Source organism: Micromonospora sp. NPDC049799 (genome assembly GCF_040656655.1).
Taxonomy (GTDB): Bacteria; Actinomycetota; Actinomycetes; order Mycobacteriales; family Micromonosporaceae; genus Micromonospora.
Window position 1 is genome coordinate 1 of record NZ_JBFAMU010000085.1, and the last position, 14557, is coordinate 14557.

Annotated in this window: 8 protein-coding genes; 6 read left to right on the forward strand and 2 right to left on the reverse strand. The window is 71.1% G+C overall.

Annotated elements, in window-relative coordinates:
* Window positions 1–348 precede the first annotated feature (348 nt).
* The 5 genes from AB0I76_RS09960 to AB0I76_RS09980 all read left to right on the forward strand — a co-directional run bounded on the left by AB0I76_RS09960 (window position 349) and on the right by AB0I76_RS09980 (window position 10188).
* Window positions 349–3132 carry an immune inhibitor A domain-containing protein gene (locus AB0I76_RS09960; RefSeq protein ID WP_357032599.1) on the forward strand — a complete coding sequence of 928 codons (2784 nt, stop codon included), beginning with the start codon at window positions 349–351 and terminating at the stop codon, window positions 3130–3132.
* A 377-nt stretch (window positions 3133–3509) separates the two neighbouring features.
* Entirely contained in the window at window positions 3510–5816 is a 2307-nt protein-coding gene (locus tag AB0I76_RS09965) for an immune inhibitor A domain-containing protein (RefSeq protein ID WP_357032602.1), read from the forward strand.
* Between the two features lie 322 nt (window positions 5817–6138).
* A complete protein-coding gene (locus tag AB0I76_RS09970) occupies window positions 6139–8574 on the forward strand; it encodes an immune inhibitor A domain-containing protein (protein WP_357032620.1) in 2436 nt (811 codons plus the stop codon).
* Window positions 8575–8686: 112 nt separating this feature from the next.
* Window positions 8687–9184, forward strand: a complete 498-nt coding sequence (locus tag AB0I76_RS09975) for a hypothetical protein (protein WP_357032605.1) — start codon at window positions 8687–8689, stop codon at window positions 9182–9184.
* 71 nt (window positions 9185–9255) lie between these two features.
* Entirely contained in the window at window positions 9256–10188 is a 933-nt protein-coding gene (locus tag AB0I76_RS09980; RefSeq protein ID WP_357032608.1) for an alpha/beta hydrolase, read from the forward strand.
* A 6-nt stretch (window positions 10189–10194) separates the two neighbouring features.
* On the opposite strand, the gene AB0I76_RS09985 is transcribed toward AB0I76_RS09980, so the two are convergent.
* Together AB0I76_RS09985 and AB0I76_RS09990 are read right to left on the reverse strand one after the other, a co-directional pair.
* On the reverse strand, window positions 10195–10560 hold the full coding sequence (locus AB0I76_RS09985) for a hypothetical protein (RefSeq protein ID WP_357032611.1): 366 nt from the start codon (window positions 10558–10560) through the stop codon (window positions 10195–10197).
* Complete coding sequence (locus AB0I76_RS09990) at window positions 10550–13153, reverse strand: SseB family protein (protein ID WP_357032614.1); 2604 nt, start codon at window positions 13151–13153, stop codon at window positions 10550–10552. Before AB0I76_RS09990 ends, AB0I76_RS09985 begins: the two co-directional genes overlap by 11 nt.
* Window positions 13154–13305: 152 nt before the next feature.
* Here AB0I76_RS09990 and mycP point away from each other — a divergent pair, with 152 nt between their 5' ends.
* Window positions 13306–14544: a type VII secretion-associated serine protease mycosin gene (gene mycP / locus AB0I76_RS09995; RefSeq protein ID WP_357032617.1), complete on the forward strand. Its 1239-nt coding sequence runs from the start codon at window positions 13306–13308 to the stop codon at window positions 14542–14544.
* Window positions 14545–14557 lie beyond the last annotated feature (13 nt).

Sequence of the window (14557 nt, forward strand, 5' to 3'; positions counted from 1 at the left end):
TGGCCCCCCCCCACATCTCGGGTGGGTTTTTTCTGTGTTTCCGCGGGGTTTGGGGGGGGGAAAACCCCCCCGTTCATACCGGCCCGTCAAACCCGGGGGGGGGGGGCGGCCGGCGCGCCCCCCCACCCACCGTCATGTCTTACGGGTACGTGACCGAGCGCAGGGCCACTGTCACATCGGTCGGTCGGGTGAGCAGGGAGAAGCTGAACGGACACAGGCAGGCTCCAGCCCTGTCGTTCATGTTGTTTCTGATTTATGTTCACGCAGGTCGGACGGTTCGATGGATGTCACATCGATGCCCGTGTGCCGACCGACTCCCTCTCACCCATGCCCGAGAAATGGAGTGGCATGAACCAGAAATCCCAATCCGGGTCGCGTCGACGGCTGCTCGTCGCGCTGCCCGCCGTCGCCCTGGCGGCCGCGTCACTGACCGTGACCGGCAGCTCGGCGGCGGCCGAGTCCGGGCCCCCCCGGGCCACGATCGGGGCCGACGAGTACTACATCAACTACTCGGAGCCCGCCGTCCAACCGGACAGCGACGGTCGCGAGGTCAAGGGCAAGGGTGGCGTCCACGCGCCCGCCGTCGACGAGGCGCGGGCGTACGACCGCAAGTTCGCCCGGGGCAACCCGGTGACCGCCAAGCAGCTCGCGAAGATCGAGGCCGAGGCGATCAAGACGGGCAAGAACCCGCGGCAGATCAAGCAGGCCAAGGGCACCCAGACCGCCAAGCTGCTGACCCTGCTGGTGGAGTTCAACGAGAACGCCAACGACGACTTCACCAACGTCATGGTCCCCAAGACGGTCTTCGAGGACCGGAGCTGTGTCCTCGGCACCGTCCAGAACGGACCGCTGCACAACAACATCCCGAACCCGGCGAGCCTGCCGAAGCTCGACAACAACTCGATGTGGGTGCCGGACTTCTCCCCCGCCCACTACAACAAGATGCTCTACACCTCAGAGGGCATCACCGAGCGGGTCCGCACCGACCTGACCGGGCCGGACGGCAAGCCGGGCATCAACCTGGCCGGCCGGACGATGCGCAACATGTACCTGGAGATGTCGAAGGGCGCGTACACGGTCGACGGGCAGGCCAGCCCGTGGATCAAGGTGCCGCACTCCGAGGGCTGGTACGCGGCCTCCCGCTGCTTCCAGGACGAGAACGGCAACTGGGTCGCCGGGCGGCAGCAGTCGATGAACGGCCACCCGGACAACCCGCAGGGCGCCGGGCGGCTGGCCACCGACGCGATCGACGCGCTCGCGGCGATGGACCCGAACTTCCCGTGGGCCGACTACGACATCGAGGACCAGGCCGACCGGGACGGTGACGGCAACGTCTTCGAGCCGGACGGCGTGATCGACCACCTGGTGCTGGCGCACGCCGGCAAGGGCAAGTCCGCCGGTGGTGGCGCGCAGGGCACCTACGCCGTCTGGGCGCACTCGTCGTCGATCGTCGGCGGCTACACGATCCCCGGCACCGAGCTGAAGGTGTCGAACTACATCGTGCAGCCGGAGGACGCCGGCGTCGGCGTCTTCGCCCACGAGTACGGCCACGACCTCGGTCTGCCGGACCTCTACGACACCTCGGGCAACGCCGACTCGGACGTCGACTTCTGGGACCTGATGGCCTCGGGCTCGCACTCCGGTGAGATCTTCCAGGCGCTGCCGACCCACATGGGCCTCTGGGACAAGTGGATCCTCGGCTGGGCCGACCCGCTGACCATCGCCCCGGGCTCGTCCCCGCGGGACGTGCAGCTGGGCCAGAACTCGCGGACCCCGGTGGGCACCAGGGACGGCATCAAGATCAACCTGCCGAACAAGGTGATCACCCTCGCCACGCCGCACAGCGGCGCGAACATGTGGTACTCCGGTGCCGACCAGGACTGGGCGGACGTCAAGATCGCCCGTCAGGTGGCGGTGCCGGCGGCGGCCGACGCGAAGTTCTGGATGTGGAACAACTTCGTCATCGAGGCCGACTGGGACTACGGCTTCGTCGAGGTCTCGACCGACGGCGGCACGACCTGGGCCGAGCAGAAGGTCTACGACTCGACCGGCAAGCTGGTCACCACCGACGACGGCTACGCGGACCCGAACGGCCGCATGGTCGACTTCGGCAACAAGAAGTACGGCCTCACCGGTGACACCCACGGCTGGCGGCACGACTACGTCGACCTGTCGGCGTACGCCGGTCAGACCGTGCAGGTCCGCCTCCGGTACGCCACCGACGAGGCGTTCCTCGAGAAGGGTTGGTTCGCCGACGACTTCTCGGTGACCGGTGGCGGCGCCACCACGTGGAGCGACGACGTCGAGAACGGAACGGCGGGCTGGACCGCCACCGGCGGCACGTTCGTCGACACGACCGGCGCCGGCTGGCACATCGACGGCGGCACCTCGACCCAGGCGCACTACTACCTGGCCGAGTGGCGCAACTTCGACGGGTTCGACGAGGGCCTGAAGTACGGCTACGACACCGTCTACTCGCGCGACGCGTGGAAGGTCGACAAGATCTCCTACAACGCGCCGGGCATGCTGGTGTGGTACCGGGACACCACGATGGGCAACGACAACCACGTCACCGCGAACTCGACCGCGCTGCCGAGCTACGGCTCGAAGGGCGGCCTGCTGATCGTGGACTCGCACTTCGACCCGTACCGCCGCCAGGGCGAGGCGGCCGTGAAGGACCCGTCGACGCTGGACAACCTGCCCAGCCGTCCGCAGTCCGCCAACGCGGCGTTCTCGCTCAACCCCACGTACCCCTTCAAGGAGTGCCTGGAGGCGACGGGCGAGCCGTACAGCGAGTACTGCACCAGCTTCGGTGCCCAGCCGGCGGTGTCGGCGTTCACCGACGCCAAGGGCTGGTACCCGGGCATCGAGGTGCGTGGCTCGTCGCTCTTCGCCCGGGACGTCGACGCGTCGGTGGTGATCCCGTCGAAGGGCAACGTGCCCTACACGACCCGCGTCACCAACGCCGACGGCAGCCCGGCCACCGGGCTGTACGGCACCGACCTCGGGTTCACCGTGCTCGGCAGCGGCAACCCGGGTGACCAGGACGCCGCGTACGGCGTCACGATCACCATCAAGAAGGCGGCGAAGGACAACTCGTACGCCACGGTCCACGTGACCCCGGCGAACTGACCGTTTCGCCCGACCGGCAACACGGCGGGGCCCGATCGGAGCACACTGCTCCGGTCGGGCCCCGCTTCTTGTGACGGCCATCGTGTCCGCCAGCCATTTGATGTGACACTTTCGCGCTGCCCGGCGCTCTCCGATGGGGACCCCATAACCGCGATCACTCTAAGTGATCGTGGCCGAAACGTGATGTGAACTCAGGTCGCAATCGTGAAGCCTTTGGTCCGTATTTGGCATGGTATGAACCCCCGACATCGTCGCCCCGGGCATCAATTCACCCGTGACAAGCGCCCCACCTCTCTGTAAAGGTGAGTGCCGCATCACATGACAGTCACGGCTCGATCCGTCACTGCCATGTAACAGATCCACAAAGAGGAGGACCTTTGAGGAGACGAGTCACAGCCGGTCTGGCCTCGGCCGCGGCCGCGCTGCTGGCGGCGGGAGTCGTGTCGGCGCCGGCCTCCGGCGCACCGGCCGCGGACCCGACCCCCGGTTCCGACAAGGCGAAGCACGGCAAGGACAACCTCCCCGATCCGAAGTCGGATCAGCAGCGGGAGATCCGCAAGCAGGCCATCGCCGACCTGCTCTCCGGCAAGGCCAAGCTCCAGACGCGCAACGGCTCCAAGGTCATCCAGGTCAAGGACGACCTGTTCGTCGAGTACCAGCAGGCGCCGAAGACCGACCCGCTGTTCACGATGCTGGTCGAGTTCGGTGACAAGACCGACCCTCGCACCGGTGGCGCTGCCGGCCCGGTGCGCAACGAGATCCCCGAGCCGGACCGCAACTGGGACGGCGACGCGACCGACGACAACAGCACCCTGTGGCGGCCGGACTTCAACCGGGCGCACTTCCAGGACATGATGTTCGGTTCGGGCGAGTCGATGCGGGACTTCTACTACAAGCAGTCCGGCGGTCGCTACACGCTCAACGGCGACGTGAGCGACTGGGTCAAGGTTCCCTACAACGAGGCCCGGTACGGCAGCAACGCCATCTCCGAGGCGGACGGCTACTGGAACTTCGTCAAGGACAGCGCCACCGCCTGGTACCAGGCCCAGGTCGCCGCCGGCAAGACGCCGGAGCAGATCAAGGAGTACCTGGCCCAGTTCGACGTCTGGGACCGGTACGACTTCGACGGCGACGGCGACTTCAACGAGGCCGACGGCTACATCGACCACTTCCAGGCGGTGCACGCCGGTGAGGGCGAGGAGGCCGGCGGCGGCGCCGAGGGCGAGGACGCCATCTGGTCGCACCGGTGGGCCGCCTTCCCGAACCTCGCGGGCTCCGCGGGTCCGGCGGGCAACCTCTCCGGTGGTGTGCAGATCGGTGACACCGGCATGTGGATCCGGGACTACACCACGGAGCCGGAGAACGGCGGTCTGGGCGTGTTCGCCCACGAGTACGGCCACGACCTCGGTCTGCCGGACCTGTACGACACCGCCGGCGGCGACAACGGCGTCGGCTTCTGGAGCCTGATGTCCTCCGGTTCGTGGCTGAGCCGCGGCACGGACGACATCGGGTCGACCCCGGGCTACATGGACCCGTGGTCGAAGCTGTACCTCGGCTGGCTGAACCACACCACCGTCGAGTACGGCAAGGGCAGCACCCAGGTGACGCTCGGGCCGGCCGGCGACAGTGACGGGCCGAAGGCCCAGGCCGTGGTGGTCAACCTGCCGGCGCAGACCCAGACCACCTCGTACAACACCCCGTTCGCGGGTGCGAACGAGTGGTGGGGCGGCAGCGCGGACGACCTGAACACCACGCTGACCCGCCAGCTGGACCTGACCGGTGCGACCTCCGCGTCGATCACCGCGAAGGCCTGGTACGACATCGAAGAGGACTACGACTACCTGTACGCCGAGGTGTCCACCAACGGTGGCGCCACCTGGGCTCCGCTGAGCAACTCGCTCATCGACTCCGGCGAGACCGGCGTCGACGGCTCCACCAGTGGCAACTGGGTCGACCTGACCTACGACCTGTCGGCGTACGCCGGGCAGACCGTGCAGTTCCGCTACCGCTACCAGACCGACGGCGGCGTGCACCTCGCCGGCGCGTTCCTGGACAACGTGTCGCTGGTCAAGAACGGCTCTGCCGCCTGGACCGACGACGCGGAGACGCTGGACGCCGCGTGGACGGCCAAGGGCTTCACCCGGATGACCGGCTCGGTCACCGACACGTACCCCCGCTTCTACATCGCGGAGAACCGCACCTACCTCGGGTACGACGACACGCTGCGGACCGGTGGGTACAACTTCGGCTGGGGCACCACCCGGCCGGACTTCGTCGAGCGCTTCGCGAACCAGCCCGGCATGCTGGTGTGGTACGTGAACTACGCGTACGGCGACAACAACACCTCGCAGCACCCGGGCTACGGCCTGAACCTGCCGGTCGACGTCCGGCCGGGTCAGATCAAGGTCGACGGCCAGGGCACGATCAGCAACCGGCGCAACGGGTACGACGCCACGTTCAGCCTGTACGCCAAGCCGGCTCAGACCTTCCACCGCAATGGTGTTCCGGTCACGGTCCCGGCGCTCGAGGCGAACCCGCTCTTCACCGACAGCGGGGCGAACAAGTACTGGAACAACAGCAACCCGTGGAACTCGGTCAAGGTCGCCGGCACCGGCACCAAGATTGAGATCCTGCAGCAGGGCACCAACCCGACCGACGACATGGTCGTCAAGGTCACCAACTGACAACATGGTTACCAGTGGGGCCGGTGGCGGAGACGCCACCGGCCCCACTGCTTTCTGCGCATCTCCGGTCCGATAGACACTCGTCGCTTCCCAGGCACGCACTGCCATTCACGCAGGCCACACCCGCCGACGAAGAGTCGCGGTGTGACAGTGAAAAGCATTCCCAACAAATTCCTGCCACAAATCGACGCGGCCGACTTCCCACCCGTCACACGAGTGTCTATGTTCACCATTGGTCCCACCCGTGGGATCCAATCCCCGGCCCCCCACCCCCGTTGGGCCGGTTCCCTCACACCGGAGGTACCACGTGCGCAAAGTCGCAGTGGGTCTGCTCGGGCTCTCGCTGACAGCGACGGGTCTGGCGGTCGGACCGTCCGCCATCGCTTCGCCGCAACCGAAGCTGCCGACGTCCGCACCGTCGGTCGCCGAGCCCGCCCACACCGACCACGACCTGCCCAACCCGCTGGAGGACAAGCGCCGCGCCCTGCGTCAGGAGGGCCTCAGCGAGGTCCTGTCCGGCAAGGCCAAGGCCCAGCGGATCAACGGCAGCACGGTCGTCAAGGTCGGTGAGACCGCCGCCGGCGCGCCCGGCGCGACCGGCGCCACCGCCCGGTCCCGCGGCGCGGGCGGCAAGAAGGACCAGTACGTCGAACTCTCCCGGGAGCGCACCGACCAGGTCTTCGTGATCCTGGCCGAGTTCGGCAACGAGCGGCACCCGGAGTTCCCGGACAAGGACATCGACCCCGACTGGCCGGGCCCGACCCGGTTCGACGGTCCGCTGCACAACGAGATCCCCGAGCCGAACCGCGCGGTGGACAACTCGACCGTCTGGCAGGCGGACTTCAGCCCGGAGCACTTCCGCAAGCTCTACTTCGGCACCAAGCCGGGCGACGAGTCCCTGAAGCAGTACTACGAGGCCCAGTCGTCGGGGCGCTACAGCGTCGACGGCGTGGTCAGCAACTGGGTCAAGGTCAAGTACAACGAGGCCCGGTACGGCCGGTCCAACGACCCGATCCCGGACGACAGCGACGACCCGGCCAACGACCCGGCGGTCTGCAACAGCAACGTCTGCCAGAACGTCTGGGAACTGGTCCGCGACGCCGCCAACCAGTGGGTCGCCGACCAGAAGGCCCAGGGTCGCACCGATGCCCAGATCGCCGCGGACGTCAAGGCGATGGACAAGTGGGACCGGTACGACTTCAACGGCAACGGCAACTTCAACGAGTCCGACGGCTACATCGACCACTTCCAGATCGTCCACGCCGGCGGCGACATGGCCGACGGTGACCCGAACCAGGGTGAGGACGCGATCTGGAGCCACCGCTGGTACGCCTTCGCCTCCGACCAGGGCTCGACCGGTCCGACCAACTTCCCGGCCGGCGGCACCCAGATCGGCGACACGGGCGTGTGGATCGGTGACTACACCATCCAGCCGGAGAACGGCGGCCGCAGCGTCTTCTACCACGAGTACGGCCACGACCTGGGCCTGCCGGACGACTACAACATCCTCAACGGCGGGGACAACAACAACGAGCACTGGACCCTGATGGCCCAGAGCCGGCTGAGCGCCAAGAACGACGGTGGCATCGGCGAGCGCGGCGGTGACCTCGGCGCGTGGAACAAGCTCCAGCTGGGCTGGCTCGACTACGAGGTGGTCGTGGCCGGGCAGAAGCGCACCATGACCCTCGGCCCGCAGGAGTACAACTCCGCCAAGCCGCAGGCCGCCGTGGTGGTGCTGCCGGAGCGCGAGTACACCTTCGACAACGGCAAGCCGTTCGAGGGCACCAAGCAGTACTTTTCCGGCAACGACGACGACCTCAACAACACGATGACCCGGACCCTGGACCTCACCGGGAAGTCGTCGGCGTCGCTGTCGATGAAGGGCCGCTACGACATCGAGGCCGGCTTCGACTACCTCTTCTTCGAGGCGTCGCTCGACGGCGGCAAGACCTGGACGGCGCTGCCGGGCACGGTCGACGGCGAGCCGCTCGAGGAGGTCGGCGGGAAGCCGGCGCTGGACGGCAGCAGCGAGGGCGAGTGGGTCGACATCACCATCCCGATGGACGCCGCCGCCGGCAAGGTCGTGCAGTTCCGCTTCCGGTACCAGACCGACGGCGGTGTGTCCGAGGGTGGCTTCTTCGGTGACGCGATCACCGTGACCGCCGACGGCCAAGCCCTCCTGAGCGACGGTGCCGAGGCCGGTGCCGGTGACTGGGCCCTGAAGGGCTGGGACATCGTCGAGGAGACCTACACCCGGATGTTCGCGAACTACTACATCGCGGGCAGCCGGTCGTACGTCTCGTACGACAAGTACCTGAAGACCGGCCCGTACTTCTTCGGTTACGCGAACACCCGGCCCGACTGGGTCGACCACTACGCGTACCAGGAGGGCCTGCTCATCTCGTACTGGAACCTGCGGTGGGCGGACAACGACACGTTCGAGCACCCGGGTGAGGGTCGTAACCTGATCATCGACGCGCACCCGCGGCCGATCTACAACCTGACCGGCCAGCCGTGGCGGGCCCGGGTCCAGGTCTACGACGCGCCGTTCAGCCTGAAGAAGGCGGACTCGTTCACACTGCACCTCAACAGCCAGCCGCAGTACATCCGTGGCCAGGCGGCGCAGCCGCTGTTCGACGACACCAAGAAGTACTGGTACGAGGAGCTGCCGAACCACGGCGTCAAGCTCCCCGCCACCGGCACCAAGATCAAGGTTCTGGAGCAGAAGGGCACCTCCATCAAGGTCCGCTTCTCCTGACCGACCGATCCGCAGCACGCGATGCCCGGGCAGGACTCCTGCCCGGGCATCGCCCTCTTCCCGGAGACCCGGCGGAGGGAACGCCACGCCCGCCCGGCACGTCTGACCCGTCATGCGCGCCACCCGAAGCCTGCTGCCCGCCGTGGCCGCCGTGGCCCTCGCCGCGTCCCTGAGCGGCTGTCCGGGCACCGAGAAGGGACCCGCCGTGTCCGGTCCGCAGACCCCCGCACCCAGCCCGTCCGAGAGCACCGGCGGCCCGACCGAACCGGCCACCACCCCGACCGGCGGACCGGTGTCACCGTCCGGACGGACCGGGCCCTCGCTGTCGCCCACCCGCCCGCCCACCCCGGGCCCGCCGACCGCGCCGCCGAGCAAGCCCACCGACCTGCGCCGGGTCGACGCGCTCGCCGGGCGGATCACCCGGGGCGGCGACGGGCCGTGCTACGGCCTGGTCACCGACGACGGCCGGGAGTACGCGCTGCACGGCACCGGCAAGGGCACGTTCGCCACCGGCACCTGGGTGCGGGTGACGATCGGCCCCGCCGATCCCGCCGTCGACTGCGGACCGGGCACCCCGGCGACCATCGTGAAGATCGCTCCGGTCACCTGAGGGAAGCGATCCGGGCCACCCGCCACACCGGCGCAACGGCCGGCCGGCACACAGGTCCTAGGCTGTCTGCCATGACCGAGCAGCGCGGCGGCGCCGTCGACGAGTCCTGCGTCCTCACCGAGGGGCCGTGGACGCACCGCTTCGTCGGCGCCAACGGCAGCCGCTTCCACATCGTGGAGGCCGGCACCGGCCCGATGGTGCTGTTCCTGCACGGGTTTCCCGAACACTGGTGGGCCTGGCACGAGATGCTGCCGGCGGTCGCCGACGCCGGCTTCCGCGCCGTCGCCGTCGACCTGCGCGGCTACGGCGCGAGCGACAAGCCCCCGAGGGGGTACGACGGCTACACCCTCGCCGCCGACGTCGCCGGCCTGATCCGCGCACTCGGAGAACGGTCGGCCACGCTCGTGGGGAGCGGTGCCGGCGGCATGATCGCGTGGACGGTCGCGTCGTTCCACCCGTCCCTGGTCCGCCGGCTGGTGGTGCTCGGCGCGCCGCACCCGCTGCGGTTGCGCGCGGCCATCTTCGCCGACCCGCGTGGGCAGTTCACCGCCTCCACCCCGACCCTGCGGTTCCAGATGCCCCGGTACGAACACGTGCTCACCCGGGACGACGCCGCGGCCGTCGAGGAGATCCTGCGCCGCTGGGGAGGGCCGGACTGGGTGGCCTCACCGGCCTTCGCCGCGTACGCGGAACGCTGCCGGGAGGCGATGCGGATCCCGCAGGCCGCGTTCTGCGCCCTGGAGGGCTACCGCTGGGCGTTCCGGTCGGTGCTGCGGCTGCACGGCTACCGGTTCGTGCGGCTGATGCAGAAGCCGCTGGTCACCCCGACCCTGCAACTGCACGGCGCGCTCGACGCCGCCTCCCTGCCGCGCACCGCCCAGGGCTCCGGCCGCTACGTCGTGGCGCCGTACGAGTGGCGGCTGCTCGACGGGGTCGGACACTTCCCCCACGTGGAGGCCCGCGACGTGGTGCTCGGCGAGATCCTGCGCTGGACGAAGTCCTGACGCGCCCTACACCCGCTGCTCGCGCAGGTCGGCGACCTCCGCCGAGGGTGCCCAACCCTGGTAGACGCCGAAGTCGAACACCTCCAGGCCGAGCGCCCGGGCGACCGGCCAGCGACCGCCCGTGTACTCCACGCGCAGCCAGCCGTCGTGCTCGGCGAGGACGATGAAGGGCTGCCCCTGCCAGGTGCAGGTGGTCCGCACGTACGCCAGGTCGTCGACCTCGGTCACCGGCAGGACGCGCACGTACCGGCCGGGGCGTACCTCCTCGAAGCCGTCGCCCGGCTCCGGCTGGTAGAGCCGGACGGTGTCGCCGTCCGGGCTGGCCTGGTACTCCCGCCCGCGCCACCGGGCCACGTAACCGTCACGCATCACCGGCACCGACCTCTCGCCACAGGAGCGCGTCGGTGTCGAGGAGAGCGACCACCCGCTCGGTGCCGTCCGCGCCGACCCGCCAGAGCTGCGCCCCGTGCGGCAGCCGGGCACTGTCCACCTTGAACTCCGCCACCACGTCGCTGCTCTCACCCGGCGCGAACCCGTTGCCCCGGAACGGCGGGCGCTCGATGACCCAGCCCTCCATGGCCCGCATCGCCGCCTCGTTCTGGCCCCCGTACGGAATGCGGTAGAGGCTCGGCCGGTGCGCCGGCCACCGCAGCACGTAGATCTCCCCGGCGTCCCGACGGAACGGCGAGTCGGGGTAGCCGAGGCCGAGGGCGTCGTACAGCTCGGCCGGGGTGGTCAGGTGGGCCAGTTCGCCGGCCCGGTGCACGAAGCCGGAGACCCGGTCGTAGCCGCGCTCCAGGTAGTACGCGAGTTGACTGGGGGCGACCGCCTTCTGCATGACGACGGGCCGGGCCGGGTCCGGCGCGGGCGCGGTGTACCGGGTGCGGGCGACCGGTTCCTCCGCGGGCGAGGGCTCCGGCTCGCTGCCGGCGTCGGTGCCGAGCCCGACCTCCGCGGCCCAGCTCGCCAGGCCGACGATCTGCTCGCCGGGCAGCTTCGCCCCGATCGGGGTGCCCGGGTTGACCACGAACGACCAGGACTCGTCCGGCCAGCGGTGGATGAGCTGGACGAACTTGACCGGCAGCGTCTCCACCGGCGCGTCGGTGTTGTCGGCGAGCCGCTCCGGCGACGTGTAGACCACCACGCAGGTCTCGCCGTCCAACTCCTCCCGGTGCCAGACGAAGCCCGGTTCGCCGGGGCGGCTGCCCGGCGTGGATTCGGGCGTGACCGGGAGCAGCACGCGGGCCAGCAGCAGCGTGGAGAGGAAGGTGTCGGTGCTGCCGGTGCCGCTCGCGCCGAGGAGGTCCTCCTCCACCTCGTTGGCGGGCAGGAAGTCCGCCGTCGCGGAGGAAGGGGGCACGTCGGTCATCGGGTCGGCGGCCGGCCCCGGATCGACGGTGGTCGGCGTCGCGGTCCAGGTGGGGTCGGCCGTCGGATCCACCCGGTCCGAGCCGGTGCCGATCAGCGGGCCGGTCGCCGGACTGACGGGTTCGGCGGGCTCGGCAGGTCGGGCGGTGACGCCGGCGGACTCGGCGGGTCCGGCGGACGTGCCGCCGGTCTCGGCGAACCCGGTGGAGGTCCCGGCCACCACGGTGGGCGGCGTGGTGCCGGTCGGCTCCGGATCGAAGAGGGAGCGGGCGGGTTCCGTAGCGGCGGCCAGGGGCGGGGCGACGTCGCGGGCCTCGATGATCGTGCCCTCGATCACGATGGGCGTGAAACCCCGTCGGGGAGCGGGTGGCGCGGAGACGGGTTCGGCGATCGAGGCGGGCAGGTCCTCGGCCGGGTCCGGCCCCGCCGGACCGGGCCGGCGGCGCGGCAGCACCTGCGTACCGTCCGCGTCCGGCTCCGCCGGGCGGCGCGCGTTCGCCTGGAGCCGCGCGGGGTCGGGGACGCGGATCGGCCGGGTCCGCTCGTCGTCCGACGGACCGGGCCGCGCCGGCAGGGCCTGGGTGGTCTCCTCGGCCGGCGGGGCGGCGGCCGGGTCGGTCGTCCGGAAGGCGTCGGTGGGCCCCTCCGACGGCGGCCGACGGCGGGGGAAGGGCTGGCTGCCGCCCGCGAAACGGGACGGTGGGGCAGCCCGGTCCGCGGCGGCACGGGTCACCGGATCGCGGTACGCCGAGCCACGGCCGGACGCCGGCTCGAAGAAGGAGCGGTTCGGCCGGTCCCCGCCCTCGGCACCCGCGCGGCCCTCCGCCGTCGCGGGACGGTCGGCTCCGACCTCGGGCCGGGCCGACGGCCAGGGCGACACCGGCCGGCCCTCGGCCGCGTCCCCGGGCCGTGTCGACGGGTACGGGGGCGGGGCGGGCCACTGCCCGTTCGTCACCGCGTCCACGCGCGGCGGCTCGGCCCTCGTCCGGCCGGCGGGGGCACCCTCCACCGACGGCCGGGGGGTCGGGGGGAGCAGCGCGTCGGCGTGGTCCGGCGTGGGTGCCGGGGGTACGCCGTTGGCGGTCGTCGTCCGGCCCTGCGGTCCGGTGCTCGGCACGGCGTCGGCATCCCGTGCGACCGAGGTGGCCCGTGCCCGGGCGAGCGTCTCGGCGCGTTCCAGGCGGGCCCGCGCGCCCAGGGTGCGGCCCGGCAGCCGGACGTCACCACGGGAGAGCTGCGCGACGAACCAGGACGGCAGGTAGCCCTCGATCGGCAGGCCCGGGTTGACGGCCAGCCACCACTCCTGGTCGGGCCATTCCTCAGCCAGGTCGGTGTACGGCACGCGCCGGCTGGACCCGGCGTTGTCCCCGAGGCAGACCCGCATGGCGGCGGCCGAGGTGAAGGCCAGGACGTGCGTCCGGCCGCCGGTTGTCCAGGTGCCCCATCCGGGCGGCGCCTGACCGGCGAGCGCCTGCGCGGACACCGGCAGGAGAAGGTCCGTCCGGGCCAGGATCCGGAAGTAGAGCTGCTGGTCGTTGGCGTGCAGCGCCTCGCGCATCGCCGCCTCGGCCTCCGTGGCCGGCTCCCATTCGGTCACGGCCACCTCTCCTTCCGAGAACAGGCCACAGGCATCGCGTACAACCTACAAGGTCAATTCAAGATCACAATGGCTGGCCGGTGGCGGGCCGCCCGGTTCCATGGAAGGCGATAACATCCCGTTCCGGAGTCGACACGATACGGAGGCGGTCGATGTCCCGGTCCCGCACCCATGCCCTTCTGGCGGTCCTCTCGGCGGCCGTCGTGGCGTCCGTTCCGGTGCCGTTTCCCGCCGGCCCACCGCTCGGTCCGGCCCTGGCCGGCGCGCGGGCGCCGGGTTGCGCCACGCCACTCGCCCCGTCCCGGCCGGTCGCCGCGACCCCGTGGACCCAGCAGCGGTACGCGCCGGAGCGCCTGGCGCCACTCGCCACCGGGGCGGGGGTGACCGTGGCGGTGGTCGACTCCGGCGTGGACCGGGTGCACCCGCAGCTCGCCGGGCGGGTCCTGACCGGCGCCGACCTGCTGGACCCGGGCGGGGACGGCACGCGGGACTGCGCCGGCCACGGCACCGGAGTGGCGAGCATCATCGCGGCGGCGCCCCGCCCGGGGGTGGCCTTCCGGGGACTCGCACCGGACGCCCGCGTCCTCCCGGTACGCGTCAGCGAGCAGCAGGTGGTCGACGGCCGGGAGTCGGGGCGTACGGTCAGCGCCGCCGACTTCGCCCGCGCGATCCGCTGGGCGGTGGACGAGGGCGCCGACGTGCTGAACCTCTCCGTCGTGCTGTACGCCGACGATCCCGCCGTGCGGGCCGCCATCGCCCACGCGGTGGACCGGGACGTGGTGGTGGTCGCCGCCGCGGGCAACCTGCACGAGAACGGCGACCCGCGCCCCTACCCGGCCGCGTACGACGGGGTGCTCGGGGTGGGTGCGATCGGGGCGGACGGGACGCGCTCACCGTTCTCGCAGACCGGCCCGTACGTGGACCTGGTGGCCCCGGGCGGCGACGTGCTGATGGCCGCGCCGAGGCAGGGTCACCTGCGCGCCGAGGGGACCTCCTACGCGGTGCCGTTCGTCGCCGCCACGGCAGCGCTGCTGCGGCAGTACCGGCCGGAGCTGGACGCCACGGAGGTGGCCCGGCGGATCGTGGCGACCACCGACCCGGCGCCCGGCGATCCCGCGGGCGGCGCGTACGGCGCCGGGGTGCTGAACCCCTACCGGGCGGTCACCGAGACCGGGGGCGGGGCGTCCGGCGAGGTACGCCCGGCCGCCGCCCTCGCCGACGACCGCGCCGATCCGGCCAGGCTGGCGCAGCGGGAGAGGCGGGCGACGGCCCGGGACCGGGCGCTGCTCGTGGCGGGGATCAGCGGCGCGGCCGTCGCGGTGGCAGTGCTGCTGGCGCTCGTGGTGCCGCGCGGCGCGCGCCGCCGGTGGCAGCCACCCGGCTCGGCCTGAGCCGCGCCGTCGC

Bases quoted from the DNA above. Each gene is read 5' to 3' on its own strand.
- mycP (WP_357032617.1), top strand. From the start codon at position 13,306: ATGTCCCGGTCCCGCACCCATGCCCTTCTGGCGGTCCTCTCGGCGGCC.
- AB0I76_RS09980 (WP_357032608.1), top strand. From the start codon at position 9,256: ATGACCGAGCAGCGCGGCGGCGCCGTCGACGAGTCCTGCGTCCTCACC.
- AB0I76_RS09960 (WP_357032599.1), top strand. From the start codon at position 349: ATGAACCAGAAATCCCAATCCGGGTCGCGTCGACGGCTGCTCGTCGCG.
- AB0I76_RS09975 (WP_357032605.1), top strand. From the start codon at position 8,687: ATGCGCGCCACCCGAAGCCTGCTGCCCGCCGTGGCCGCCGTGGCCCTC.